The organism is Vibrio hannami (assembly GCF_029589055.1).
In the GTDB taxonomy this organism is placed as follows: Bacteria; Pseudomonadota; Gammaproteobacteria; order Enterobacterales; family Vibrionaceae; genus Vibrio; species Vibrio hannami.
The window spans coordinates 171,679-197,781 of the sequence record NZ_JARQZP010000001.1 but is presented as its reverse complement, the minus strand read 5'-3'; the positions used below and the strand labels follow the sequence as shown (position 1 = coordinate 197,781).

General features: G+C 41.5%; 21 protein-coding genes, 2 tRNA genes and 1 rRNA gene. 7 read left to right on the top strand and 17 right to left on the bottom strand.

Annotated features, from left to right (window positions below; translation table 11 throughout):
• Positions 1 to 3: 3 nt before the first annotated feature.
• The 9 genes from P7F88_RS00980 to dusA form a co-directional block, all read right to left on the bottom strand.
• Positions 4 to 79, bottom strand: a tRNA-Lys gene (locus tag P7F88_RS00980).
• 2 nt (positions 80 to 81) lie between these two features.
• Positions 82 to 157: transfer RNA gene (locus tag P7F88_RS00975), tRNA-Glu, on the bottom strand.
• Positions 158 to 278: 121 nt separating this feature from the next.
• Positions 279 to 1,829, bottom strand: a 16S ribosomal RNA gene (locus P7F88_RS00970).
• A gap of 573 nt (positions 1,830 to 2,402) precedes the next feature.
• A complete protein-coding gene (locus P7F88_RS00965) occupies positions 2,403 to 3,179 on the bottom strand; it encodes a phosphoadenylyl-sulfate reductase (RefSeq protein ID WP_277821488.1) in 777 nt (258 codons plus the stop codon).
• A complete protein-coding gene (cysI, locus tag P7F88_RS00960; RefSeq protein ID WP_277821487.1) occupies positions 3,172 to 4,887 on the bottom strand; it encodes an assimilatory sulfite reductase (NADPH) hemoprotein subunit in 1,716 nt (571 codons plus the stop codon). The genes P7F88_RS00965 and cysI overlap by 8 nt, the downstream gene beginning before the upstream one ends.
• Positions 4,887 to 6,701, bottom strand: coding sequence for an assimilatory sulfite reductase (NADPH) flavoprotein subunit (locus P7F88_RS00955; RefSeq protein ID WP_277821486.1), 1,815 nt, complete (start codon positions 6,699 to 6,701; stop codon positions 4,887 to 4,889). The genes cysI and P7F88_RS00955 overlap by 1 nt, the downstream gene beginning before the upstream one ends.
• Before the next feature lie 123 nt (positions 6,702 to 6,824).
• On the bottom strand, positions 6,825 to 7,055 hold the full coding sequence (locus tag P7F88_RS00950) for a hypothetical protein (RefSeq protein ID WP_277821485.1): 231 nt from the start codon (positions 7,053 to 7,055) through the stop codon (positions 6,825 to 6,827).
• Between the two features lie 154 nt (positions 7,056 to 7,209).
• Positions 7,210 to 7,428: an envelope stress response protein PspG gene (pspG, locus tag P7F88_RS00945; RefSeq protein ID WP_277821484.1), complete on the bottom strand. Its 219-nt coding sequence runs from the start codon at positions 7,426 to 7,428 to the stop codon at positions 7,210 to 7,212.
• Positions 7,429 to 7,583: 155 nt separating this feature from the next.
• Positions 7,584 to 8,624, bottom strand: coding sequence for a tRNA dihydrouridine(20/20a) synthase DusA (gene dusA, locus P7F88_RS00940; RefSeq protein WP_277821498.1), 1,041 nt, complete (start codon positions 8,622 to 8,624; stop codon positions 7,584 to 7,586).
• 205 nt (positions 8,625 to 8,829) lie between these two features.
• Here dusA and P7F88_RS00935 point away from each other — a divergent pair, with 205 nt between their 5' ends.
• The 3 genes from P7F88_RS00935 to P7F88_RS00925 all read left to right on the top strand — a co-directional run bounded on the left by P7F88_RS00935 (position 8,830) and on the right by P7F88_RS00925 (position 12,095).
• Entirely contained in the window at positions 8,830 to 9,903 is a 1,074-nt protein-coding gene (locus P7F88_RS00935; RefSeq protein WP_277821483.1) for a tyrosine-type recombinase/integrase, read from the top strand.
• 80 nt (positions 9,904 to 9,983) lie between these two features.
• Positions 9,984 to 10,136, top strand: a complete 153-nt coding sequence (locus tag P7F88_RS00930) for a hypothetical protein (protein ID WP_277821482.1) — start codon at positions 9,984 to 9,986, stop codon at positions 10,134 to 10,136.
• 936 nt (positions 10,137 to 11,072) lie between these two features.
• Entirely contained in the window at positions 11,073 to 12,095 is a 1,023-nt protein-coding gene (locus P7F88_RS00925; protein WP_277821481.1) for an integrase domain-containing protein, read from the top strand.
• 562 nt (positions 12,096 to 12,657) lie between these two features.
• Here P7F88_RS00925 and P7F88_RS00920 read toward each other — a convergent pair.
• From P7F88_RS00920 to P7F88_RS00905, 4 genes are all read right to left on the bottom strand, one after another.
• The gene (locus tag P7F88_RS00920; protein ID WP_277821480.1) at positions 12,658 to 16,428 is read right to left on the bottom strand and encodes a hypothetical protein; all 3,771 of its coding nucleotides are present in this window, start codon (positions 16,426 to 16,428) and stop codon (positions 12,658 to 12,660) included.
• Between the two features lie 519 nt (positions 16,429 to 16,947).
• The gene (locus tag P7F88_RS00915; RefSeq protein WP_277821479.1) at positions 16,948 to 17,769 is read right to left on the bottom strand and encodes a hypothetical protein; all 822 of its coding nucleotides are present in this window, start codon (positions 17,767 to 17,769) and stop codon (positions 16,948 to 16,950) included.
• A 124-nt stretch (positions 17,770 to 17,893) separates the two neighbouring features.
• Positions 17,894 to 18,073, bottom strand: coding sequence for a hypothetical protein (locus P7F88_RS00910; protein WP_277821478.1), 180 nt, complete (start codon positions 18,071 to 18,073; stop codon positions 17,894 to 17,896).
• 170 nt (positions 18,074 to 18,243) lie between these two features.
• A complete protein-coding gene (locus tag P7F88_RS00905) occupies positions 18,244 to 18,942 on the bottom strand; it encodes a hypothetical protein (protein ID WP_277821477.1) in 699 nt (232 codons plus the stop codon).
• A 779-nt stretch (positions 18,943 to 19,721) separates the two neighbouring features.
• Between P7F88_RS00905 and P7F88_RS00900 the strand changes: the two genes are divergently transcribed.
• The gene (locus P7F88_RS00900; RefSeq protein ID WP_277821476.1) at positions 19,722 to 20,693 is read left to right on the top strand and encodes a hypothetical protein; all 972 of its coding nucleotides are present in this window, start codon (positions 19,722 to 19,724) and stop codon (positions 20,691 to 20,693) included.
• Positions 20,694 to 20,762: 69 nt separating this feature from the next.
• Here P7F88_RS00900 and P7F88_RS00895 read toward each other — a convergent pair whose 3' ends face one another.
• From P7F88_RS00895 to P7F88_RS00885, 3 genes are all read right to left on the bottom strand, one after another.
• A complete protein-coding gene (locus tag P7F88_RS00895; RefSeq protein WP_277821475.1) occupies positions 20,763 to 21,179 on the bottom strand; it encodes a hypothetical protein in 417 nt (138 codons plus the stop codon).
• 561 nt (positions 21,180 to 21,740) lie between these two features.
• Positions 21,741 to 21,971 (bottom strand): pyocin activator PrtN family protein, encoded by a 231-nt coding sequence (locus P7F88_RS00890; protein WP_277821474.1) that lies wholly within the window; start codon positions 21,969 to 21,971, stop codon positions 21,741 to 21,743.
• Between the two features lie 161 nt (positions 21,972 to 22,132).
• Complete coding sequence (locus tag P7F88_RS00885; protein ID WP_277821473.1) at positions 22,133 to 22,261, bottom strand: hypothetical protein; 129 nt, start codon at positions 22,259 to 22,261, stop codon at positions 22,133 to 22,135.
• 330 nt (positions 22,262 to 22,591) lie between these two features.
• Here P7F88_RS00885 and zur point away from each other — a divergent pair, with 330 nt between their 5' ends.
• Both zur and P7F88_RS00875 read left to right on the top strand, forming a co-directional pair.
• The gene (gene zur, locus P7F88_RS00880; protein WP_422127236.1) at positions 22,592 to 23,134 is read left to right on the top strand and encodes a zinc uptake transcriptional repressor Zur; all 543 of its coding nucleotides are present in this window, start codon (positions 22,592 to 22,594) and stop codon (positions 23,132 to 23,134) included.
• Positions 23,116 to 23,577 carry a chemotaxis protein CheX gene (locus tag P7F88_RS00875; protein ID WP_277821471.1) on the top strand — a complete coding sequence of 154 codons (462 nt, stop codon included), beginning with the start codon at positions 23,116 to 23,118 and terminating at the stop codon, positions 23,575 to 23,577. Before zur ends, P7F88_RS00875 begins: the two co-directional genes overlap by 19 nt.
• A gap of 119 nt (positions 23,578 to 23,696) precedes the next feature.
• Here P7F88_RS00875 and pgi read toward each other — a convergent pair whose 3' ends face one another.
• The gene (gene pgi / locus P7F88_RS00870; protein ID WP_277821470.1) at positions 23,697 to 25,349 is read right to left on the bottom strand and encodes a glucose-6-phosphate isomerase; all 1,653 of its coding nucleotides are present in this window, start codon (positions 25,347 to 25,349) and stop codon (positions 23,697 to 23,699) included.
• A 321-nt stretch (positions 25,350 to 25,670) separates the two neighbouring features.
• Between pgi and P7F88_RS00865 the strand changes: the two genes are divergently transcribed.
• Positions 25,671 to 26,090: a secondary thiamine-phosphate synthase enzyme YjbQ gene (locus P7F88_RS00865; protein ID WP_277821469.1), complete on the top strand. Its 420-nt coding sequence runs from the start codon at positions 25,671 to 25,673 to the stop codon at positions 26,088 to 26,090.
• The last annotated feature ends 13 nt before the right edge of the window (positions 26,091 to 26,103 follow it).

Below are 26,103 nucleotides of genomic sequence, written 5' to 3'. Positions count from 1 at the left end.
GAATGGTGGGTCGTGCAGGATTCGAACCTGCGACCAATTGATTAAAAGTCAACTGCTCTACCAACTGAGCTAACGACCCAATGGTATCCCGTAGGGGAGTCGAACCCCTGTTACCGCCGTGAAAGGGCGGTGTCCTAGGCCTCTAGACGAACGGGACACTGCTTTTGATTTCCACTTTAAAAAGCAGAACCAAATCGCGAAGGTGTTGGGCACCTTCATACTCTAAACTACATAAACCATCAATCTGTGTGGACACTAATCAACAACAATCTTATCGTTAAGGAGGTGATCCAGCCCCAGGTTCCCCTAGGGCTACCTTGTTACGACTTCACCCCAGTCATGAACCACAAAGTGGTAAGCGTCCCCCAGAAGGTTAAACTACCTACTTCTTTTGCAGCCCACTCCCATGGTGTGACGGGCGGTGTGTACAAGGCCCGGGAACGTATTCACCGTAGCATTCTGATCTACGATTACTAGCGATTCCGACTTCATGGAGTCGAGTTGCAGACTCCAATCCGGACTACGACGCACTTTTTGGGATTCGCTTACTCTCGCAAGTTAGCCGCCCTCTGTATGCGCCATTGTAGCACGTGTGTAGCCCTACTCGTAAGGGCCATGATGACTTGACGTCGTCCCCACCTTCCTCCGGTTTATCACCGGCAGTCTCCCCAAAGTTCCCACCCGAAGTGCTGGCAATTAAGGATAAGGGTTGCGCTCGTTGCGGGACTTAACCCAACATTTCACAACACGAGCTGACGACAGCCATGCAGCACCTGTCTCAGAGCTCCCGAAGGCACACCTGCGTCTCCGCTGGCTTCTCTGGATGTCAAGAGTAGGTAAGGTTCTTCGCGTTGCATCGAATTAAACCACATGCTCCACCGCTTGTGCGGGCCCCCGTCAATTCATTTGAGTTTTAATCTTGCGACCGTACTCCCCAGGCGGTCTACTTAACGCGTTAGCTCCGAAAGCCACTCCTCAAGGGAACAACCTCCAAGTAGACATCGTTTACGGCGTGGACTACCAGGGTATCTAATCCTGTTTGCTCCCCACGCTTTCGCATCTGAGTGTCAGTATCTGTCCAGGGGGCCGCCTTCGCCACCGGTATTCCTTCAGATCTCTACGCATTTCACCGCTACACCTGAAATTCTACCCCCTCTACAGTACTCTAGTTAACCAGTTTCAAATGGCCTTCCGAGGTTGAGCCCCGGGCTTTCACATCTGACTTAATTAACCACCTGCATGCGCTTTACGCCCAGTAATTCCGATTAACGCTCGCACCCTCCGTATTACCGCGGCTGCTGGCACGGAGTTAGCCGGTGCTTCTTCTGCAGCTAACGTCAAATGATGAACGTATTAAGCTCACCACCTTCCTCACTGCTGAAAGTGCTTTACAACCCGAAGGCCTTCTTCACACACGCGGCATGGCTGCATCAGGCTTGCGCCCATTGTGCAATATTCCCCACTGCTGCCTCCCGTAGGAGTCTGGACCGTGTCTCAGTTCCAGTGTGGCTGATCATCCTCTCAGACCAGCTAGAGATCGTCGCCTTGGTGAGCTCTTACCTCACCAACTAGCTAATCTCACTTAGGCTTATCCAATCGCGAAAGGTCCGAAGATCCCCTCCTTTCCCCCATAGGGCGTATGCGGTATTAGCTATCGTTTCCAATAGTTATCCCCCTCGACTGGGCAAATTCCTAAGCATTACTCACCCGTCCGCCGCTCGACGCCCAACAAATCGTCCGAAGAGTCAATGTTGTCGTTTCCGCTCGACTTGCATGTGTTAGGCCTGCCGCCAGCGTTCAATCTGAGCCATGATCAAACTCTTCAATTTAAGATTTTGGTCGACTCAATGAATACTGAACATTCTTTTGCTAATAAACAGCTAAGTAATGTTTGAATTGACTGTGCCGATGTAACTATAAGTTACTTCGTTTGGTCACTCTGTATCATTGAAATCATTGTGATTCCGAAGAATCAGTTTTGATTATCATCAACGAGTGCCCACACAGATTGATAGGTTTATATTGTTAAAGAGCAGTGTTTTGATTTCATTCTTGTTACAGAAGTCTCAAAACGGACGGCCATTTTAGCGAGATAATCTTTCGTGTCAAACACTTTTTGCTTTTTCTTTTTACCTTGCAAAAGTAGAAAGAGAAGCGATTATCTTTTTCAAATTGACCTTCTGCTTCTACGACTCAACCCTTGTGAGCCTTGCCGTGTCAGCGAGGGGGGATTATAGAGATCGAATTATTCTTGGCAAGACTTTTTTTAGTTTTTTTCTAAAAAAAGTGAGTTTTTTAAGGATGTTAATCGAAAGCCTTATTTGTACCAGTTTACTAAGTACTAAATAACAACTTATCCACAGATTTATTAAAATTCGAATAAAAAAGCTGCAATTGCAGCTTTATATTCCGGAGCCATCAATTTCAGTATCATCTTCATGAAGACCACACTCTCTCTTCAACCCAAAGAATCGAGTATCTTCTTCTTTCATACCTGGTTCCCATTTTACTGTAGTGTGAGTGTCACCGACAGAAAGGTAGCCTTCATCCCACAAGGGGTGATAAGAAAGGTCACTTTCTTCCAGATAGTAGTGAACGTCTTTATTTGTCCAATCAACAATAGGTAAGAACTTAAACACACCATTCTGAATCGCAAGCACCGGCAGATTGTTTCTCGAGTTTGATTGCTCTCTTCGTAACCCAGAGAACCAGGTAGAAACATTTAACTCAGCAAGGGCACGTTTCATAGGCTCTACTTTATTTAGCTTATTGTACTTCTCAATGCCTTCTACACCCTGTTCCCACAATTTACCAAACTTTGCTTCCTGCCATGCCGGGCTAATTTGAGACTGATAGATCTTTAAGTTCAGATCTAACTTCTCTTTTAAAGAATCAATAAACTGATAGGTTTCAGGAAACAAGTAGCCTGTATCTGTCAAAATAACAGGAATATCTGCTTTCTCTTTAGTAACCAGGCGCAGCATAACTGCGGCCTGAATACCAAAACTTGAAGATAATGCATGCTCACCTGGTAAGTTATTAAGTGCCCATTGGACTCTCTCTGCCGCATTCATGTTTTCTAGTTTCGCATTTATTTCTGCTAGCTGGAGACTTTGCTCAGCTTTATTAAGCTTAAGCAGCTCAGACAAATCGAGTCTAACTTTCGTTGTATCAAGCATAGAAATCCCTCTTAGATACGATGACCTCTTCTATAATTCCTGCTCGAATAACAAAGTCACCAAAAGCTTCTCCCTTTTCACGCTCTTTAGCCCAGCGACCAGCTAATGAGTCAATTTCTTCCAGGATCTGCTTATCTGTAATATTTTCTTTGTACATCTTAGGTACTCGCGTTCCCGCTCTATTGCCTCCAAGATGCAAGTTATAACGACCAGGCGCTTTACCAACCAGACCAATTTCTGCCAGCATTGCACGACCACAACCATTCGGGCAGCCTGTTACTCGAAGAATGATGTTGTCGTCTTCTGGTAGCTCGTGCTTTTTCAGGATCTGCTCGACATCCGTAACAAACTCGGGGAGGAAGCGCTCAGCTTCTGCCATCGCAAGTGGACATGTAGGGAAAGCGACACAGGCCATCGAGTTCTTGCGCTGTTCACTTACTCCATCATCAATTAGGCCATGTTCACGAGCAATTTTTTCTATCTGATCTTTTTGCTCAGATGGTACACCAGCAACAATAAGGTTCTGGTTTGCCGTCATTCGAAAATCGCCTTTGTGGATCTTAGCTATCTCCGCAACCCCTGTTTTAAGAGGCTTTCCTGGGTAATCCAGCAGGCGACCATTTTCAATAAACAGAGCTAAATGATGTTTTCCATCGATACCTTCAGCCCAACCGATACGATCACCACGGCCAGTAAATTCATATGGACGGCTTTCCGCAAATTCTATACCGGCGCGTTTCTCTACTTCTGCTTTAAATACATCTATCCCAACTCGGTCCAGTGTGTATTTTGTTTTTGCATTTTTACGATTGGAACGGTTACCCCAGTCACGCTGCGTTGTTACAACCGCAGCCGCTACATCTAATGTTTTCTCCAGTGGAACAAAACCAAAGTCATCCGCTCTGCGTGGATAGGTAGATGTATCACCATGAGTCATCGCCAGACCACCACCAACCAACACATTGAAGCCAACCAGCTTGCCATTTTCGGCAATAGCAACAAAGTTAAGGTCGTTTGCGTGTACATCGACATCATTCTGCGGAGGTATCACAACAGTGGTTTTGAACTTACGAGGTAGATAAGTGCTACCAAGAATAGGTTCTTCATCTGTTGTTTCTAACTTCTCACCATTCAGCCATATTTCAGCATAAGCTCGCGTTTTAGGAAGCAGGTGCTCACTGATCTTTTTAGCCCATTCGTAAGCTTCCTGATGCAGTTCCGACTCTACCGGATTAGTAGTACACAGGACATTTCGGTTTACATCGCCAGCTGTAGCAATGGAATCTATACCTATACTATTCAATGTCTGATGCATCAGCTTAATGTTTGGCTTCAATACACCATGAAACTGGAATGTCTGACGAGTAGTCAAACGAATACTTCCATACATAGTGTGTTCATCTGCAAACTTATCAATCGCAAGCCATTGTTTAGGAGTAATGATCCCACCCGGCATACGGGCACGAAGCATCACATTATGCAGTGGCTCCAATTTTTGCTTGGCTCGTTCAGGACGAATATCACGATCGTCCTGCTGATACATTCCATGGAAACGGATCAGCTGGAAGTTGTCAGCTGTAAAACCACCTGTGATGCGATCCTGAAGATCTTGCTCGATCGTACCACGCAGAAAGTTGCTCTCTTTTTTCAGGCGTTCGTTATCCGAAAGAGGACCTAGCACCTGACCCAATACTTCTTGCTTGCTCATTAGTAGACATCCCTTTGGTAACGTTTTTCTTTACGAAGTGTGTTTATAAATTCTTCTGCACTTTCTTGTGAAAGCTGGCCTTGCTCTTGTGCAATGTTAATCAGTGCTGCATTAACATCTTTGGCCATTCTGTTGGCATCGCCACATACATAGATGTGTGCGCCTTCTTCAATCCAGCTCCATACTTCTGCTGCATTTTCCAGCAGCCTGTCCTGCACATAGACCTTTTCTTTCTGGTCTCGACTGAATGCAACATCCAGTTTTGTTAACAAACCTGATTTCAGGTACTTCTGCCACTCAACCTGATACAGAAAATCTTGAGTAAAAGTTCTGTCACCGAAGAACAACCAGTTTTTGCCTTCAGCATCACGGTTATCCCTCTCCTGAACAAAACTTCTGAATGGCGCGATACCTGTACCCGGACCAATCATGATCACAGGAGTCTTGTCATCAGCTGGAAGTTTGAAATTATTGTTATTTTCAACAAATACTTTTACTTGCTCACCCTCTTCTAGACGGTGAGAAAGGAAACTAGACGCTCCACCAAAACGAGTTTCATCACCCTTTTCATATTCAACAACACCTACCGTCAAGTGCACTTCTTCATCCACTTCAGACTGACTTGATGCTATTGAGTAAAGACGAGGAGTCAGTTTTCGTAAAAGGCCGATAAGCTCTTCCGCCGATAGCTTGGTTTTCTTTTCAGACAGAACATCAATCAGCTGAGTATTTGTTGAATACTCACGAAGTTTGTCTTTATCAGCCACCAGCTTTTCAAGTTTTTTACTGCCTGAAAGTTCAGCGTACTTAGTGATTTGCTGAAGGTTAGAAGTAGTAATCTCAAACTTAGTAATCAGAGCATTTCTGACAGAGAGGCTTTCACCGTCGATTTCCACACTTTCAGCTCCAGAAAGCTCAACTTTAGCCAGGATCTGGTCCACCAATTCGCTACTGTTTTCGTACCACACTCCCAACGCATCACCAGGTTGGTATGTTAAGCCTGAATCTTCCAGATCAATTTCAATATGACGAACGTCTTTACCTGAATCACGACCAGTGATCTTCTGACTTGTCAGAAGAGTGGCAGTATATGGGTTTTGCTTTGTGTACTGAGAATGAGCCGATTTAGTCACTGGTAGCTGTACAACATCAGCGTTGACTGGTGCAGCAAGATCATCTTTTGCTTTTGCTAATGCCTCTTCGACCCATTTAGCAGCAGACTCTTCGTAGTCCACATCGCAATCGATACGGTCGATAAAGGATTTTGCTCCTAGCTTCGATAAAAACGCATCAAAATCTTTACCTGTCTGACAGAAAAACTCGTAGCTTGAATCACCAAGCCCAATCACAGCATACTTAAGGTTATCCAGTTTCGGAGCTTTCTTAGATTGCAAAAACTCATGTAACTCTATCGCATTATCAGGCGGCTCACCCTCTCCGTTGGTAGAAGCAACGAAAATAACGTGGGACTCTTTCGCCAGGTTCTTGCCTTTATAATCACTGGCATCAAACAAGGCAACGTCAATTCCCTGGGACTGAGCTTGCTCTTTCAACGACTCAGCCACTCCCTTTGCGTTACCAGTTTGGGATGCAAAGATAATAGAAAGCTTGCCCGCTGGAGCAGCTGAAACAGAAGCCGCAGCTTGAGCGATAGGAGCGCCCGCCGCTATAGATTGAGATTGACTGACTCCCCAAAAGTATCCGCTTACCCATGCGAGTTGCTGAGGCGATAATTCTGAGACAGCCTGCTGAAGCTGACCAATTTGCTGGTCGTTCAGAGGACTTGCTAAAGCAGAGAGTTCCTTAAGTACCATGTCACGATATTCCTGTTAATTGCGTGACGATAGATTAACCACTCTCGTTAATAACAAAAAAGAATAGAAGGTTATGTTTTATAACTTTTTGGTAATAGAAACTTTGAAAGTTCCTGGAAAAGGCTATTTTTCCTCTACTCGAACTTGTTTAAATCCGACGGCCATCGCCGACTTCGAGGCAAGGTCAAGGTCGTAATACTGACACTCTTCACCACGGGCATCAGTTAAGGGAACGAAGCCTCCTTTTGCGTGGCGAAACTCTACAACCCAGCCACCATCCTGTATAGAAGGCTCGATGATTGCTTCGAGCAACTGTTCGTCTCTATATAGCGTCCTTAGCTCTGTTAGAGTCATAATTATTCCCTCATGCGTAGACCGACCACCACGACCACTACTTTATGATTTATCTAGTAAGCATGGCTCATTTACAACAATACGCTACTTTTTATTTCATTTAGATATAAAAAAACACCCAGTGATATCCGAGTGTTCTATATATTTAATTCATTTATCGGTACCGTCTGTGGCTTCCAGACTGGCTCTTGTAAAACCAGACCCCAAGACCTATTACAATTAGCCAGGGTAGTAACTTAAATACGAACCCTACCATTCCTGCCATAAACATTACCAGGAACGAGATAGCTATAGCTCCGAATACGGCTATAAAAGAAATCCCCGTAAACAGCAACATCCCCAGAAAAACTAATAAGAAAATAAACTCAAACATAAATCATCTCCTCTTTTAGTTCGATAATTGCAGGATGCGAGCCAACTATTGAAATCAATAAATTTTTTATTTTTCAATCAATTAAAAAAGCCGAAGCAATAATCACTTCGGCTAAAATTATAAATATGGTAATTATTGCTAACTAGTGGCTAATTTTACACATCTAGTTCAGCGGGAATTTTTGCCAGTGCGGTTTCAACAACTTCAATACCTGCGCCTTTCTTATGTGCATTCTCACTAATATAACGACGCCACTGTCTTGCCCCCGGCATAGCCTGGAACAGGCCCAGCATATGTCGGGTAATATGACCGAGGTAAGCCCCCTTAGAAAGTTCACCCTCTATATACGGGTACATCTCTTCTACGATCTGACGGCGTTTTTTAACTGGCTTATCCAACCCAAAGATAACCTGATCAACCTGAGATAACAGATAAGGGCTTTGATACGCTTCTCTTCCTACCATAACGCCATCAAGATGTTTAAGGTGCTCCAGACTCTCTTCCAGTGTTTTGATTCCACCATTTAAACCAATCGTTAAATGAGGGAAATCTTTTTTCAGTTGGTAGGCTCTAGGGTAATCAAGAGGCGGAATCTCTCTGTTTTCTTTAGGGCTAAGACCACTCAACCACGCTTTACGGGCGTGAATGGTAAAATCGTCACACCCACTCTGCTCATGAACGGTTGAAATAAAGGTCGTCAGAAACTCATATGAGTCCTGATCATCGATACCAATACGTGTTTTTACTGTGACTGGAATATCCACAACGTCTTTCATTGCTTTTACACAGTCCGCCACCAACTGAGGCTCTGCCATTAAGCAAGCGCCAAAACGACCGTTCTGCACTCGGTCAGATGGGCAGCCCACGTTCAGGTTGATTTCATCATATCCGCGCTGTTCCGCTAACTTAGCGCAGGTTGCCAGATCTTCAGGATTAGAACCACCAAGCTGAAGAGACACTGGATGCTCCTGTTCGCTGTAAGCAAGAAAATCGCCTTTGCCGTGAATGATGGCACCTGTTGTTACCATCTCCGTATATAGCAAAGACTCCGAAGTCATCAGACGATGAAAATAGCGGCAATGCCTGTCAGTCCAATCGAGCATCGGAGCGACGGAAAATCGAGAACTGTGAAATCTACCTTTATCATCTTGATTTTCATTAGATTTATCTAATTTCACGCTAACACTATCTTGCATCATTTAACCCCATTTGTGCCCATTCCCAACCAATTTTCACCATTCGTGGGCACATATTGGGCACGAACAGTGAACATTAACTAGGTTCATTTAACCGATAAAAAAGCTCTCTTAATGCACAGAAACCTTTTCGGATCGTGGTTTTATAAAAAAGAGGGCAGATTCTACATCAAGTTGAATCTGTGCCCAAGTATAGAGGTGTACTATGGCGTCTTACCATATTCAGAAAGTAAAAACACAATCTGGCATTACTAAATTCAAATGCCGGGTACGCGAAAGACAGTCCGGCGTCACTACCGTCGATAAGACTAAGACTTTTGCTAAGAAAACATCTGCTGTCGCCTGGGCTGAACAGGAAGTGGAAAAAATAGAAAGTGTTCGACACGGTGGAGTCATTCCCACCAAGCAAACTATTGGATTCTTAATAGAAAAAGCTCTGAAAGCTCCCGAATTTATCAGCAAGCGCACCATGAATTTTAATCTCAGGCTTCTACTTCGCTATCCAATTGCACATGTGCCACTTGTCGACTTTAAAGATCATGATCTCATTCAGCACTGCCAGTATAGAAAAGACAATGATGGCGTATTACCGCAAACTCTCTCTGTAGAAATTTCTAATCTTCGTTCTATATTTAAACAAGCAAAACCAATGTGGCAAATTGCTGTAAACGATGATGTATTTAAGTCAGCACACCACACTTTGGTGTTTATGGGCTTAGTAGGCAAGAGTGCTCGCCGCAGCAGACGGCCAAATGAACTAGAAATTCAGAAACTGATTACAGGCCTAAAAGACAGGGAGAAATCATCGGGCTCATCCATTCCCTATAGCGACATATTTATTATATCTGTGTTGACTTGTATGCGAATAGGAGAAGTATGCGATATTCGATGGGTAGATCTGAATGAAACACAACTTGCTGTTAAGGTAAGAGACCGGAAAGATCCTCGGAAGAAAAACGGCAATCACCAGTGGGTACCCTTGTTAGGTGATTCTTGGAAAATAATTCAAAGACAGCCACGCAACGATGAAAGGATTTTTCCTTACAATCCTCGTTCAGTAACAGCAGGCTTTCGGAGAGTTCGAAATAAACTAGGTATAGAAGACCTACGTTACCATGATCTTAGAAGAGAAGGTGCAAGCCGTTTATTTGAAGCGGGATTCACAATTGAAGAAGTGGCTCAAGTAACAGGACATCGCTCTTTAAATACTCTATGGCAAGTTTATACGGAGCTTTACCCTAACCGATTGAAAAATAAACCTGTGCGTCCTGTCATTTAAGGTGCATGCATCGAGGTGGAAACATCGATATTTTTTGATGTTTGATAATTAATAAAACAAGAGCAAATGGGGAGAAGATAATGAACTCTATCGATATTTACGGGATCTATATTGTGATTGGGATCGGTCTGGCTTTTTCTTTTCTTCTCATCTTTTCAGATAACTTAAGTGATTGGTGCGATAAAAAACAAGATGAAATACTAAAGAAAAAGGATTCTAATGCGAAAAACTGATCTCCGAACGGGCATTCGTTGATAGCATTGTCGGCTTTTTATTTACACAACGACAAACTCAGTGGCAACTTCGATACCGGCTAATCGACTAGGCCCTTACAATGTCTAGATTCGGGACAATGATAAACTACTCCAAAGGACTCACGTAGCAACATTAGCGTTATCCAACATCCGGGTCCGACCTGCATATAATATCTTGGGTACCATAACTCTAAAAAACGCTCTTCTTAATGCACTTACTCCGCCATCGAACAGAATATGCTTAGTGTATACCTAAGAAATGTCCAATACATCGTTGATGCGTTGTACATTTCAAACATGTTAGAGCGCATGCGTAATGCTCTCATCTAGTTAGATGTCACTATAGAGCCTGTATGTGCTCATTAACGCTAAGACAAAGCTATAGATATTATGTTTTGCAACATTTAAACGCGATTTAAATTCGATGTATGAGTCAATATGTCTCCGTCTATTTTGGACGGTAGACAAAAATAGACGGAGACTACACGAACAGTTAAATCATTGATATCTCGTGCCTTAAACAGGATTTAATGAGATATAAAAATCATGAAAATGCATGAAATGCATTCAATTCGTCCATCAGTTACTGCCGGAACTCGTGATCGTAAATCACTTGTATGTGATAGCAGCCACCAAGCAGCCTCTGAACTTCAAGGACAAACACATTAATAGCACCTTCGCAAAAACTGATATTCACCACTTTTGAGGATAATTTTCTTTCACTTCATAAGTGACGCATTCAGCCAATTCCTAGTTAACGTGATGAATATTGTCTTTACGAGACGGCTAAAAAAAGCGTAAGGAGCGCTCTTATCTTCCTAACCTCTGCAAATGTCGCGCACATTTTAAATGCGCATAAACACTTAACACATCTAGCTGCGTGCGGAATTTTATAAACATCAACGGAAAAATATTATGAAAAAAGGTATCAGCTCGACATGCAGACAAGAACGTCAAAACCCGAACTCTCGTAATTGTGGGCTACGCTCGCGAGACATAAATCAGGCAGGCAAAAATGCCATGTGGGAAAAATTTAATGCAGGACAAGTAGGCTTTCAAACTGTCATAGAGCAATCAACTAGGTTTACACAATTTTCAGGTTTCATCCGAGAAAACTTCAATGTTGGAGATATAAGGAACATTACCAGAGATCACGTTATCCAATATGCGGAGCAACTTAACGCAAAAATTGTAGCAGACGATATATCTGTGAAAACCGGGCATGATTATTTGTCTGCTGTTAACTCAATACTGAGCCAGGCCATTGGAAATGCTTCACTGAGAGTCACTGGTTCTGAAGCTGGATTACCAAGCCGATCAGGAGTTGCGACACAAAACAAAGCCATTACGAATACAGAACACAACAATATCAAGAGTCAATTATCAGAAAGACATGCCATTATGAGCGACATGCAAAGAGCTTTTGGGCTACGGTTTGAGGAAGCAAGCAAAGCTAATCCCTCTGTGATGCTCAAAGAGGCATTACAAAAGCAAGCAATTACTGTCTCTGAGGGTACCAAAGGGGGTCAATCAAGAGAGGTTCCTATCAGATCGCAGGTGCAGATTGATATACTTAGAACTGCCAGTGTCTTTCAAGGAAATCATCACTCGATGATTCCAAATGGTCAAACCTATGCACAGTTCCATTCCCAGTCTTATAGGGAGTTTGGAAGACTAAGTTATCACACCCATAGTGAGCGGCACTCCTATGCTCAACAAAGCTATAGCAACCATATCCAACAAAAAACAGGGGTTCAGAATATACTTTGTCCTGTCGCAGCCGGAATAAGCCATGGTACACAACACATTAATTACATTGCAGAAAAAGCAGGTTTAACAGTAGAAAACGCGAAAGCTTTAGACAACTATGCTCGCATACAGGTTGCTGAAGAACTAGGCCATCATCGAATGGATATCACCAACTCTTATTTGGGGTGAAATATGACTAGAATGGAATATGAGCTAAATAGGGCGTTACATCTATATAGAAGGACTGGGGGAAAACAAAACCGAGTAAATCAATCTGGAAATATGAAGAGATTTTGCCGGGATATACTAGAGCACAATCCAAAAATAAAATCCTTAAACCAAATCGGACGGAAACAGGTAGCCGATTTCTGGAGACGAAAAGTAGCTCTTTCACCCTCAACCAAAATAGCTTACTACTACGCTATAAAGTTCATTTGGAATGAAATATTAGAAAGGAGCTCCAATCCACCTCATTTTGAACATGTTAAACCAAGAGAAATAAACCAGCTCTAAGTAACTTTTGGACAGAAATGGCTTAGAGTTAGCACTCTAAGCGATTTAATTCGGATTAGTTGACTTTGGGAAAAGCGAAGTAGATGACTTTGTTGTTCGAGAGCATTGGCTGCTAACGCAGCCAAAAGAATGCTATTGCCTATTGACCGGAGAAAGGCCTCATATGTGTTATACGGTACTTAGGTTCTAGTCGCTAGACACCCGGAGGAACCATAGAAAATAGCACTTAAGATTTTAGCTAATTCAAATCTACAGTTTGATCATGACGATTTGCATCTGAACGATAATGATCTGCAAGTTCCCTTAATATTTTAGCTGTGCGCGGGTATATCAACTGTAAAGACTCTGAATCCTTTTGATACCCCTCAGCCAGCTTCCTTTCTTGATCTCCACCTGCGTGTGGATGCCTAGTAGTAACACCCCTAGAATTTAGCTTTCCGTTGATTATACCGTCTTCAAAAGACTCCGTTTTTAGAGATTCGATAGTGTCCCTAACAGACTTTTTCGGCCAAATTTTATCCTCTTCATCTGGCTGACATTTGGAGAGGTATTTTCCTATGTATAGGTCGCCAATATCTAACCTGCCACATTCAACTAACTGCTCCCTAGCCAATGAAACCCACTCACCAATAAAGTCATCTTCTGGCAAAAGGTGCAAAGTATCAAGTATATCCCACGCTGCACTAGCAACTTGTTTCGCCTGTTCCTTAGGCATGGTTTCCTCTTCTTCAACACAGTCTTTTCTTACAAAGACCCACTTTATTAATTGCACAAAGTTCGATGGATCTTTTGCAATTGACTTATGAATAAAAGTTGGTGAGAAATCATGATGACGAAAAGCTTTTGCATACAGCCATTCAACCTGCAATACCTCTTCGTCACTGCACTGGCCAGAATCCTGAATAAACTTTATTGCCTGAGTAATATCGTGGCTTACAGTCTGTATTGAAACCCTATCTATATCTTCAGGGTTAGTAGCGACCTTTATAAGTATTTGATGAGCAAGTTTGGCATCTAGATCTCCAGCACTTTTTCCACGGTGGAGATATTGGGCAAATGCATCAATGGCAGCTAGAGGTCTGCCATTCTTCAATAGGTTCCTAGAAATATACTCTACCAAGGAGGAATCTTTATCTTGAACAAAGTAATATGCGATCTTGTGCCAATAACTCTCTTGTACGGACTCTTCACACTCATCAAGTATATCGAATGTTTCTTGGGTAGCAGGGAAATTCACTAGCATTTGGCTTTTAATGTTTTCATCAACCAAATGATGTTCGCTAATTATTTTCTTGGTACTAGTAAAGTCGGAATGTGCCATTGCTGAAAAATATCCATTTGAGCACTCTTTATAACAGTCATCTTGTCCTAACCAGGCAACCAAATCATCAACGAATAAATCTTTTAGTTTAGACTTATATAATGAAAAACCCACCAGTCGAGGAAACTGACAGTTTTCCAATAGGTCTTTAAAGCCCTCAAACCCAGACTTATCATATAATTCTTCTAGTTTTTCAACTCGCAAAGATTCTAAGTATTCCTGCCTTTCATCATAGGGCACTTTTCTTCTTTTGACAGGGTCAATCAGATCAGGCCAATGATCATCAAAAAGATACTTCGCATTGAGTACGGGGCTATCAAAATCAAGGTGCAGATAAACCTCTTCTAATTTGGTTATCACTTCATCTGGCCATACCCAATCGGAATCTGAGAACTCTCTATGCCTAGAGATTAAGTCCCTTAAACGCTTAAGTAATTTTTTACGAGAATCTTCAGACAACTTATCGATATCAACTGATAGCAATTTATCAATGATTATTTCGCGCTGAGCAACGGTATAGGAATCGAAGTTACTCGCTAAATCGATGTATCTGTTATCTGGGTCTTTGTCGGCTTCAGCGATCATCATATCAACAATTTTTCCGACATATGAAAAGTAGTCGCTTTGCTTAGTAGTTTTATCAACCCCCTCAGCCCAATGTTGATAATCTGGACTAGCTATCCCACTTGTCGTTCTGGTATTACCGACCAATAATTCACGCATCAACCTCCAGGCAACTTCGGGATACTGTTTTAAGAGGACTTGTTTAATAAGGTTAACCCGCTCATCATGCGTAGCGGAGCTATGTGTAACCCATCCAATAAATATGTCGACTAACGAAGAAAATGGCCTATTACCGTATCTTCCGCCAGGATCTATTTCCGAAAGCCTTGCTAAAGTCTGGCATACTCTAGTGAGGTAGTTTTTATTCCAGGATATGCTTTCTAAAGCCCACAAAAGATCAGAGTGGTAACACCCTCCAGTAAAACTATCTTCGGCTTCCGAATTAAATAGGCCAAGCAAAGGTGAGTTTTCACCTAGAGAGGATCTATCTACCGCATCTAGAAAAACTTCTGGCGCAGCTTCCGCTAAAGGTGATGTAGATCTACCAAGTGAATACCAGAACTCCGTCGTGTTATTATCTTTGAAAAGATGATTCAACCAAGTATCAATCTTAATCTTAACCGACATCCCACCAAGCTGAGATACATAATCATCACTATAAGTTGACAGTAAGGCTAAAGTATCAGCTATATCTCTTTTCAATAGCCCAGAATATTTGGGTATATTTCCGTTAACAGACGCCATCCATCTTTCATCTGGATCTAGGTTAAACGATGGATCAGTATCTCCTAACACCTTGCCACAAATGTCACCAAGCCTATCGATATGGGACACTGACATTAAGCTTCTAATGTTCAACCAAACGTCAATCTTAGATATCACTTGCCAAGCTGCACCAACTCTTCTGATAGGCGCATCAGAATAAGTGGATAGCTTATCTAGTTGCTTTTCAAGCTGGTCGTAATCCATTCCCGATAAAGCGGACAAAATATCTTTGTCACTGTCATTATTCGAATTCCACTCCGTGGCAAAAAAGGCTGCAAATAATACATCTGCGTCAATCTCTGTTGGCCACTTTGGTGCAATATATTCTCTAGGCCTTAAAATTTCATGTCTCAGAAGTGGCTCCAAATAGCCTTTAGTATCAGAATATAACTTAGAGGCCTGACTATCATTAAAGCCGAGTTTTTGTATCGCCTCCTGCTGAATCAACCTAGGCCGCTTATCTAAACGGATAAGAGGGGTTTTCTGGCTTGATTCATCTGTAGGCAATATCACAGTATGCCCATTACTAACTGCATCACCGATCCCGTTTGGCTGGAAATTAATTGGCATTAGTATGAGCGGAGATTTAGATGATGCAATATCGTCCCAAGCCGGCTGGTTGAGCACTGTTAGAAATTTAGAGCTTAGTGAATCATCATTTAAAATGACCGAAAGAATAAACCCTTGAGATTCATTGATAGACTTGGCACATACTGTATAACTGGCGGAGTTGCCCGTTAAAGAATCTTTTAAGCGATCAGCTTGCTCATCCCTGTTGTGGAGGAAAAAATCACCAGTGAGTGAAATCTCTGTGATATTGGAAAACTTTGACCAGCTCTGTTCAATATCCCATAAATTAGGACACCGTTTACCTATTAACTCTGCAAACCAACGATGTACCGCCGGGCACTGCTCCAGCCAGTCACACAGAACTTTTGCATTGATTGCTTTTACGCTACCCCATTCTTCTTCAAGGTTCTTCTCGGCTTCCCACTTGGATCTATCTTTCCAATGTCTCGATGTTACAAAAACGTAGGTAGTGTTATTTTTATCAAATGGGTCAGGATCCTTGGTTCGCTTTTCATAATCATCATTTGCTTTTGAGTTGACGCTTTTGTCGGTTCCAAACTCCCAAGCCGACACTCCCGATGGCACAAATAAATTACCCTGATCAACTTCCAACTCTCCATCCCAACCACCTGTAGATACTGAGTCCCCAAAGGGGAAGTCGATTTTATTCGGACTGCATGAAGCTAAGATAAGTTTATAAATAAGCTGAGGAAGCAACTCTTCTGATCTGCGCTTATCTGTCGCAGTCCAGTTTTTTATATCATTCTCCGTGACATGCCATCCAGCCATTGTTATTCCTTTTCGTGAGCGTTAATCATGAATTCAAATTATTTAATCTTTTTGGCCAGAATGAGTTGGAGAGTAGACGCGATTTCTAGCCGTATAACAATTTATTAGATCCCAAAGTGGGGTAATTAAACACCCCATTTGGGGATTTTTCATGCATCTAATGAACGCTCAGATCTGGCGTAAACGCATGTTTTTATGAGGATATCACGAAGTGCACCTAAAGCGAGAATGATAATAAACGACAAAATGGGGCATTTCTGCGTACGTCACGTTTTGGCATTAGAAAACCTATCGAAACTTCTTAAAGTGGATTTTTCGAGGGCAGTTTTTTGTAACGCGAAAAGGGGCAGAACTTTGCTAGCGATGATAGTTCTGAGAAACCTCTGGACAATTTCGTTTTAGCAGAAGAAGTAAATTACCAGCTTTCGAATTACTTTTAATATTGCAAAGACTAAAATGAATACTCGATGTGTTTCCCACATCAACGCCAAGATCACTCGCTTTTGAAAGCGTCAGCTTTTAAAAGTCGAGTGGTTCTTCTTGTTGTACGTTTTTCGTAGTTTCTGAAGTAATACTTCTAATAATAAAAGTACCACTATCAATGGCGTGTCTAATTAACTCTGGCGGGCATCCAGATACACCATGTACATCACTCGCATTTCTTCGAAACGAACCCATGACGTAAGCAGCTTGATTAATAGAACCTCGATAGTTTTGCCATAGCTTATTGACTTCGGAGCTATCATTCGTCATCTGACTAAATCTTTTGCGATAAACATCCTCTAGTACTGCAAAAGAACGAGATACCCTTTGCTGATATGAGTCATCATGAGGATTTCCAAGATTGTGAACTGCGTACAGGTGGTTTGTGACCGCGTCAAGTGCACTACATATAGCTGTCATTGCTCCTGAATAGTCACTTTCGCTAAACCTCCGATATGCATTCTTTAGAAGGGTCTTCACATCTTCAGAAAGATCGTGGACGGCGTCCTCCACTTGAAAATCCAAAGGTCGAAGCTGTCCATCAACCACTTTCCAGCCGAACCTTTCAGCACAATCAGATATGCGAATTTCAAGATAACTTTTCTGTTCAAGCATTGCGGCTATAAGATTCTGTATTGCTTTTCCAGAATCAGGTTCTCTAGAAATTAATCCATCAAGCGCATCAAGAAGCTCTCCCTTTGATGCTCCTTTCGCAGGTAACGATTTCTGTTGTAGATGCGCCAGGTCTTCCACTGGTAACGCAGCCGCCGCCACTACATCCTTAGTTTCATTGAAGGTAAAACCATCTTTAACGGTTGGCCTCAATGCCCGCCACACTTTTTTAATATCGGTTTCCATATTTTACCTGTACGTACAACGTCTAATTCAATGGTGCATGAACACCATTATTGCAAAAAACAAGTAACCTCAAACCAAGAATGCCAGACGTTACATGCATCCATTGCAATTTCTTGTTATGTGTTTACTGCTTATCTTCAGGTAACGCATGGGTTCGAAAAGCCCCATTGCTACGACGCGTAATTGTATTACCACAATACGGGCAAGAGATCTCTTCCGGCTCCTTCGATCCAGGCATCTGGCCACCAATTTCAGATACTTCGTATTTTTTATTACAGGCTGAACACTTTTCTATTTCAGACATTTAGAATTTCCTTTTTTGTTAATTAGAATTGTCGTTTACACAGACACATAACGCCCAACTAAAGGGCAGAAACCAAGCCAATACACCCAACTGAACCAGCCATAACCTCAAAAATAAACCGAACCAAAAGTGTCACGTGTTTTTGTCCCTTTAAGTTGTTTGTTAGCACACTATATTTCGTTGAGCTCCATTTTCATTTGAGCCTTCAATGCTTCACGGCTACTTATTACCTTATAGCCACTTTCAGTCAAGCGAGTTTGATATGGAGCTATAGTCGAATTATCAATGAAATACTCAGGTGTTCCCATAAATTTAAGCATAGAGACTGAGTCGTCATAAGATGACTTTATATCTAACGCTAGCTGATCTAGCAACGTATCAATTTCAGGAGTTGCAATTAGCCTTATGCTGTTAGACTCATGAGTAACTTTTAGTTGTTCCTCATTTAGTTCGTTAAACAATTGCATAATCTCAGCATTGAATTCCAAAACACTGTTATTTGAAACTTCCGCACATTCAGATAATTGTCCCGCAAGTAATCTCTGGAACATTGGCGGAAATCGTTCAACAAAAACTGAGTTACATTTAGAATTGAACTCATCTATTAATTGGAAAAATTTAGAAAACTGTGCTCTCTTAGCTTCATATTGGTATTTACGTTTTTCAATATCTAATACATGATCTTTCTTGATACTTTCTAGCTCCGCTGCATGCTTGGTTATAATTTCTTGTTTGGCATTTTCTAGAACTTCTATATCTTCTTTTAACGCTTTATTCGCGCCTTTTGCCTTTGTATAGGCGGTAAAGTACAGTGATAAAGCACCAATAATGAAAGCTAGGCCATGTGTAATCAAATCTGTTGTATTCATAAACATTCCACTAGTGTGCTAACAGTTCTTAGGTGGACAGTGTCCACATGACATTGTCCACCTAATGTAAATGCTACTTTATTAAACACCGTCAACACATTGATTTACATGTGGAAATGAAAACTTTATTCAATAAGGCATCACAAATACCGACAATGTCTTAACTGATAGCCTCTTAAGGCTTACTCATCACTATTATGCAACGACGCCAGTATTAAATCATTACCTGAATTATAGGATTATGTTTAGGCAAATACCTAAATTAATTATTTCGTAAAAGGAAATGGGGCATAAACGTGCTAGCGATGATCCGTACTGGCGCGTGTCTGGACATATTTGAATTGTGATCCACAAAGCAATCTGACTTTTCGAATTGCTTCTGGAGTCACAACAAAACAGCTAGCCCAAAAATTAAAACCTCTTTGAATTGCAATTGATAGTGTGTAATTAAAATTCTTTTTGAATTTTGTCAAAAATCTTCACCTTATCAATTAATTTGCCAAATAATACGACTTTCCATTATTTAAAAAACACATATTTGATAAAAGTAAACAAGATATACATCTCAAACCTAGATTCTTGAATTAAGCAGAAAGTTTTCGAGAGTTATGGTTTTTAATGAGAAATTCGATGTCATGGCAAGAATTTCACTCTTTTCTGTGAGGCTCAACGTTATGGGTAAGTTAATTTTTGTTCTAACTTTGCTAAATTAATAACCACAAGGATGTATATATATTAATACGCATTATCAATACTTTGTTACTCAAGGGATGGTTGGCATGAATATGTTGAAGATGACATCAATAATTAGTGGTGTGGCTCTTATTACCGCGTGTAGTACTGTCGGGGATAAAATGAAAATACCCGAAAAAGGCACCGCAAGTATTGCTTTGCAAATTACCAAATCAGCAGGAAGTGGGACTGTTTTTGAAGACCGTAAAGTTCCTGAAAGTGCACTGAACGATGTTTCTGCAGCAGGGTATGTAGGGTATAGCGCTCTTGGTGTCGCTTTAAGCAATGGTGTTCTTGGCTTTGGTTTGGCGCTACTGGGAGACCAGAAATTCGGCTGGGATGGTATGAATTATATTATGTACCTGGACGCAGATAAGTACGACCCCAGCGACATTGAAGCCGTAGGAAACACAGTCATGTCTAGGATGGTTGATATCTATCCAAATAGCTTAGAATTGGCTAAGTCTTTAACTCCTTTAAATATATCCGAAAATGATTATATAGATTTGAATCGTAACAATGGTGGTCAACGTCTATTCGTACGTGGTTATAACGGAATAAGTTATGAGAAAACGCCAGCTTGTATTCGTTATAGTAGGGATAAATGTGTCATAGGCTCATGGTTAAATATTGTTAAAACCTCAAAACCGATAGATATTTCTCTGTTTAGCGATGAGCTTCAAGATTTGATGCCTTCAAGTTCTGTTATTGCGGTAAGGTTCTATTATTTCAATAGCCATTATCAGAGTGTATACGTAACTTCCAAGAATAATGAGACTATAAACAGAACTGATTCGTCCTATCCAAGCAGTCCGGAGTTCAGGTTACCAGAATCAACTTTTATTAGCTTTCCAGAAAAGTTCATTTTGTCGGAAACAAAATATCTTCCATACATCTCTGCTATACGAGATAACAACAATGTGTATTATTTCGCAGAGCCTATTAATAAGAAACAATTGAAATCCCCCATTGCGGACTTCCATGAACAGTATGTAAAGATGGTTTCAAATACAGAGTAAAAAACGGTAACCTAAAACCCAATTTCTCTTCTATTAAGATATCGGCCTACAACTGGAAGCCGATATTCTTTATTCAACTAAGCTCAGCGGAGACTCACACGCAGGTGGTCTTGGATAAACCGAACAATCCAAATTGTCCGCCGTGGCCGAATCGTGGGTTTCTTTCAGGTTTTCCGCGATATTGCTCTCCACGAACCTCGCCTGATTTAGATCCACGGGATTCAGTGCGGATTCATTGTTCGGCATCCAGGGCTGAGTAGAAAGCGTATCTAAATCCAAATCGTTGTGATCAACCGCCACCCCTGACGCCATCACCATCATTTCCCACTCTGACAAATCGATTAAGTCCCAGTCTAATTCTGACACCTGCTCAATAGTCATGCCCTTACACTGTCCGTTTCTCGGATCGAAATCGATACCTAACTGGGGAGCTGCTTCTTTTGCAATTTCCTCTATTACATTTCGGATAATATAGCCCTCCTGCAAGATCCTAAACTTAAACCATAGCAAACATAGGTCGTAACATTTATGGAAAGATAACTACTGGATATAAATACAGTGCTTTGCTATTATTATTGAATAGCCAATTGCTGTCTTTTTAATAATGTCGAGTCTCCCGAGAAAATTGCCGAATAACCTACGAGCTAAGCCAGCATATGGCACAGAATTTATAGAAATGCTTTGTGATAAAAAAGGGTGTAGAGGTGTTTATCGCTTTGATCCTACTAGGGAGATTCTTTCTACATATGGATTAAAGCAATACCCACATAAATGCTCAAACTGTGATACAGAAGTTTTTATAACCGGATGCTATCCAAGGCTAAGCTATATGAACGAGTGCTGGATTTTAGAAAAAGATATTGAGCGCACTTGACCAGTATGTCCGCTTCAAAATTAGAGTAATTAAGCATGATAAGGTGCAAAAACACGTCAACGAAAATCACTAAGCTTGTCCTGCTGATGTTGAAAGTGACTGTTACATATAAAATCTTCCACAGTTTTGGAACTTTTTTCAGCAGTTTTGCACTGATCAGCGAGTTTCAATAACTATCGCCGTGCTGAATCAACAAACTTAGCAAGATCCTCAATGTGAATCATCAGCTTAGCCTTTTGACCTTTACCCATAGGGACCACTGGAATCATTAGTTTGCCTGAAAGGTAGTGGCGCCTAGCTACGCGGTATGTAACGCCTAAATACGTCTCACAGAGCTCTGAGAGCGGAATTAGTACCCTACCGTGCTGCTTCAGTAGCAAATCAAAAGTGGAAACTTTTCTCATAGCATCGATCTCCATTTGATAGACAGCTATACTATGACAGGATATTCGAAATTCTTATTGCAATAAGAAAGCTTTATTTAGAGGTTAAGTGTCCCCTCAAAGGACTTAATCAATAAGTTGGACACAGAATGGGCACAAATCAACCCTTAAATAGATACATTTCAATAAGTTAGCCATAAGTTGCTACTATCGAGCATTGGCGCGACGGAAAATCGAGAACTAGCAAACCTCTTCTCTTCACCAGAAAGCGCGTTTGCAGAGTTTACATTTTGGGTACCACTATTTGACATGACTAAATCCAATTTATAGCTATTCGGAAATAAACTTACTTACCAAAAGGAGCGCAGATTCTACATCAACACGTGGTAATGCCCAAGCAACTAAACTAATCAAGGCACCTATAAACTGATAAAACTCCGCTCTATTCACACCTCTTTGGTTTCAACACACTGATATAAAGCCTTAATTATCATTTAACCAGCTCTAAAATCTTCTATATATATTTGTCGGGCATGCATAAAACCACTCAGTTCATGCTACTCTTAGATACAGCGATACTATTTTATGCGGACTTAGTAAACTCTATTTACTTGATTCAACATACACTTTTAGCTTAGTGTATGCGGATATCTCGCATTATTGCGGGAATTTCGACAACTGTCCTTTTATTTAAGGTGAGCACATTGGACAATTCATTACTTGAGCAAGTAACAGAGATATGCGAAGCAAGAGGCGTTAGATTTACCCCTCAAAGACGACGCGTATTTGAGTTAATTTGTTCAAGCCCTAGTGCTTCTAGTGCTTACGACTTATTAGAACAGTTAAAAGAGAGTGAACCACAAGCAAAACCTCCAACTGTGTACCGTGCGTTGGATTTTTTACTTGAACAGGGTTTTATTCATAAAGTAGAGTCGGAAAACAGTTTTATATCTTGTTGTTCATGTGGCGCAAACAAACACCATTCTCAGCTGCTTATTTGTGACCAATGTGGTAACGTCATAGAACTTCTAGATGATAACCTTGTAGCCTTGTTAGAAAGCAATGCTAAAAAACATGGCTTTAACATCACAAATAATGTCATAGAGACTCATGGCATTTGTAGTAAATGCCAATCAGACATAGAAAAAAAGATAGATAGAGTGATATGCGCGCTGAATTTGTAAACCCGTTTTTAGCTTCTCTGATGAACGTGCTAAAAACAATGGCTTCACTAGAGTTGAAACCACAAAAACCAAGAGTTAAAAAAGACGAAATTGCCCGTGGTGATGTATCAGGGCTAATTGGTATGGTTGGCGATCAAACTAAAGGTTCAATGTCTATTACGTTTGACGAAGGTCTTGCACTGGAGATCATGCAGAACATGTTGGGTGAAAGGCCAAACGGTATCAATGAAGAAGTTACCGATATGGTCGGTGAAATCACCAATATGGTTACTGGTGGCGCTAAGCGTATTCTTTCAGATAGCGGATTTGAATTTGATATGGCGACACCAATCGTTGTATCAGGTAAAGGCCATACCATCCGTCATAAGTGCGAAGGGGCAATCATTATCATGCCTTTCACTTCTGAATGGGGTAACGCATTTATTGAGATTTGTTTCGAATAAACAAATCTGACGCTGACGAATATAAAAAAGCTGATGCATAACAGTATGCATCAGCTTTTTTTTGTACTTAAAGTCTGAAAATTCAGCAGAGCTTTCTCACTCTGCTGATTAATTTTCAATTAAGCTTTGAAAGTCTTAAACGCGTTGATCAGACCGTTAGTAGAGCTATCATGAGTATCAACCGGAGACTCATCAGCCAGCTCTGGTAGGATCTGGTTAGCTAGCTGCTTACCAAGTTCCACGCCCCACTGATCAAATGAGAAGATGTTCCAGATAACACCCTGAACAAAGATCTTGTGCTCATACATTGCAATCAATGCACCCAGAGTCGCTGGAGTCACTTGTTTAACAAGGATTGAGTTAGTTGGACGGTTACCTTCAAACACTTTGAATGGAACCAGATCTTTCACTTCTTCAGCTGATTTACCAGCAGCAGCAAATTCTGCTTCTACCTGCTCTTTAGTCTTACCAAATGCAAGAGCTTCTGTTTGAGCGAAGAAGTTAGACATCAGCTTCTGGTGGTGATCGCCTACTTTGTTGTGGCTGATTGCAGGTGCAATAAAATCACAAGGGATCATCTTAGTGCCCTGGTGAATTAGCTGGTAGAACGCGTGCTGACCGTTCGTTCCTGGCTCACCCCAGATGATTGGGCCTGTCTGGTAATCTACAGCATTGCCTTCACGGTCAGTGTACTTACCGTTAGATTCCATGTTGCCTTGCTGGAAGTAAGCTGCAAAGCGGTGCATGTACTGATCGTAAGGAAGAATCGCTTCAGACTCAGCGCCGTGGAAGTTGTTGTACCAAATACCGATAAGCGCAAGGATTACCGGGATGTTGCTTTCGAACGGAGTTTCAGTGAAGTGCTTATCCATGTCGTGTGCACCAGATAGCAACTCAATGTAGTTGTCATAACCAATGCTTAGCGCGATTGAAAGACCAATTGCTGACCATAGTGAGTAACGACCACCAACCCAGTTCCAGAACTCGAACATGTTTTCAGTGTCGATACCAAACTCAGATACCGCTTCACCATTAGTTGAAAGCGCAGCAAAGTGCTTAGCAACATGAGCTTCATCAGATGCTGACTCTAGGAACCAGTCACGAGCAGTATGCGCGTTAGTCATTGTTTCCTGAGTGGTAAATGTCTTAGAAGCTACAAGGAACAGTGTAGTTTCAGGATCTACTTTTTTTAGCGTTTCAGCAATGTGTGTGCCGTCTACGTTTGACACAAAGTGCATATTCAGACGAGTCTTGTATGGCGCCAGAGCTTCAGTCACCATGTATGGACCAAGGTCTGAACCACCGATACCGATGTTAACAACATCGGTGATTTCTTTACCTGTGTAACCTTTCCAGTCACCAGAAACAACACGGTCGGTGAATGACTTCATTTTCTCTAGCACAGCGTTTACTGCTGGCATTACATCTTCGCCATCAACAATCACAGGTGTGTTACTGCGGTTACGAAGTGCTGTGTGAAGAACTGCACGACCCTCAGTCTGGTTGATGCTCTCACCACTGAACATAGCTTTGATTGCCGCTTTCAGCTCAGTTTCATCAGCTAAGGCGAAAAGCTTTTCCATGGTTTCCTGGCTGATAAGGTTCTTTGAGTAGTCGACAAGAATGTCTGAACCAAACTTAGCAGAAAACGTATCAAAGCGGTTTTCGTCCTGAGCAAACAGCGATTTAAGTTCCATATCCTGAGCTGACTCAAAGTGAGCAGTCAGTTCTTTCCAAGCTTTAGTTTGAGTTGGATTGACGTTTTTCAACATGGTGTTCATCCCGATATGACAGTAAATTTTTTTCAGTCAAATGCGGTAACGACTCCACATTGACCGAAGACTTAAAATTAGTTGGTTGTACCCATCCGGTGGTAATACCCTTATTATAATTTTGGGCGTGTTGATGCATTATCAACACGCCCTAAGATAAGATTATCTCTTAACTCATATATTCGGATTTTGAGTTATATCAGAGAACACTTGGTTAAAATGTTCTCTGATATCGCTTAAAAAACAATAATCAGGCAATTTTTACTGAAGACCATACCGTCTTAGCTACCTTTTGCCAACCAATACTAACGAGCAATCATCATGTGGACACAGAAATTAATTACACTCAAAAGCAGAAAACGTGGCTTTCACTTAATTACAGATGAAGTGGAGCGTCAACTTCCAGAAATCCACAATCTATCTGTAGGTCTGGTGCATATTTTTATTCAACACACATCAGCAAGCCTGACAATTAACGAAAATGCTGACCCTACTGTCCGTTCTGATCTTGAGAGACACTTTAATCACTCAGTACCAGAGAGAGCCCCGTACTACCAACATACTTATGAAGGTGATGACGATATGCCCGCTCATATCAAAGCATCGACTCTCGGTAATAGTGTTACTATTCCCATCACTAACGGTAGACTCGCATTAGGCACATGGCAAGGAATCTACCTTGGCGAACACAGGGATTATGGTGGTTCAAGAAATATCGTAGTGACTATACAAGGGGAATGATATTTCACGCAGC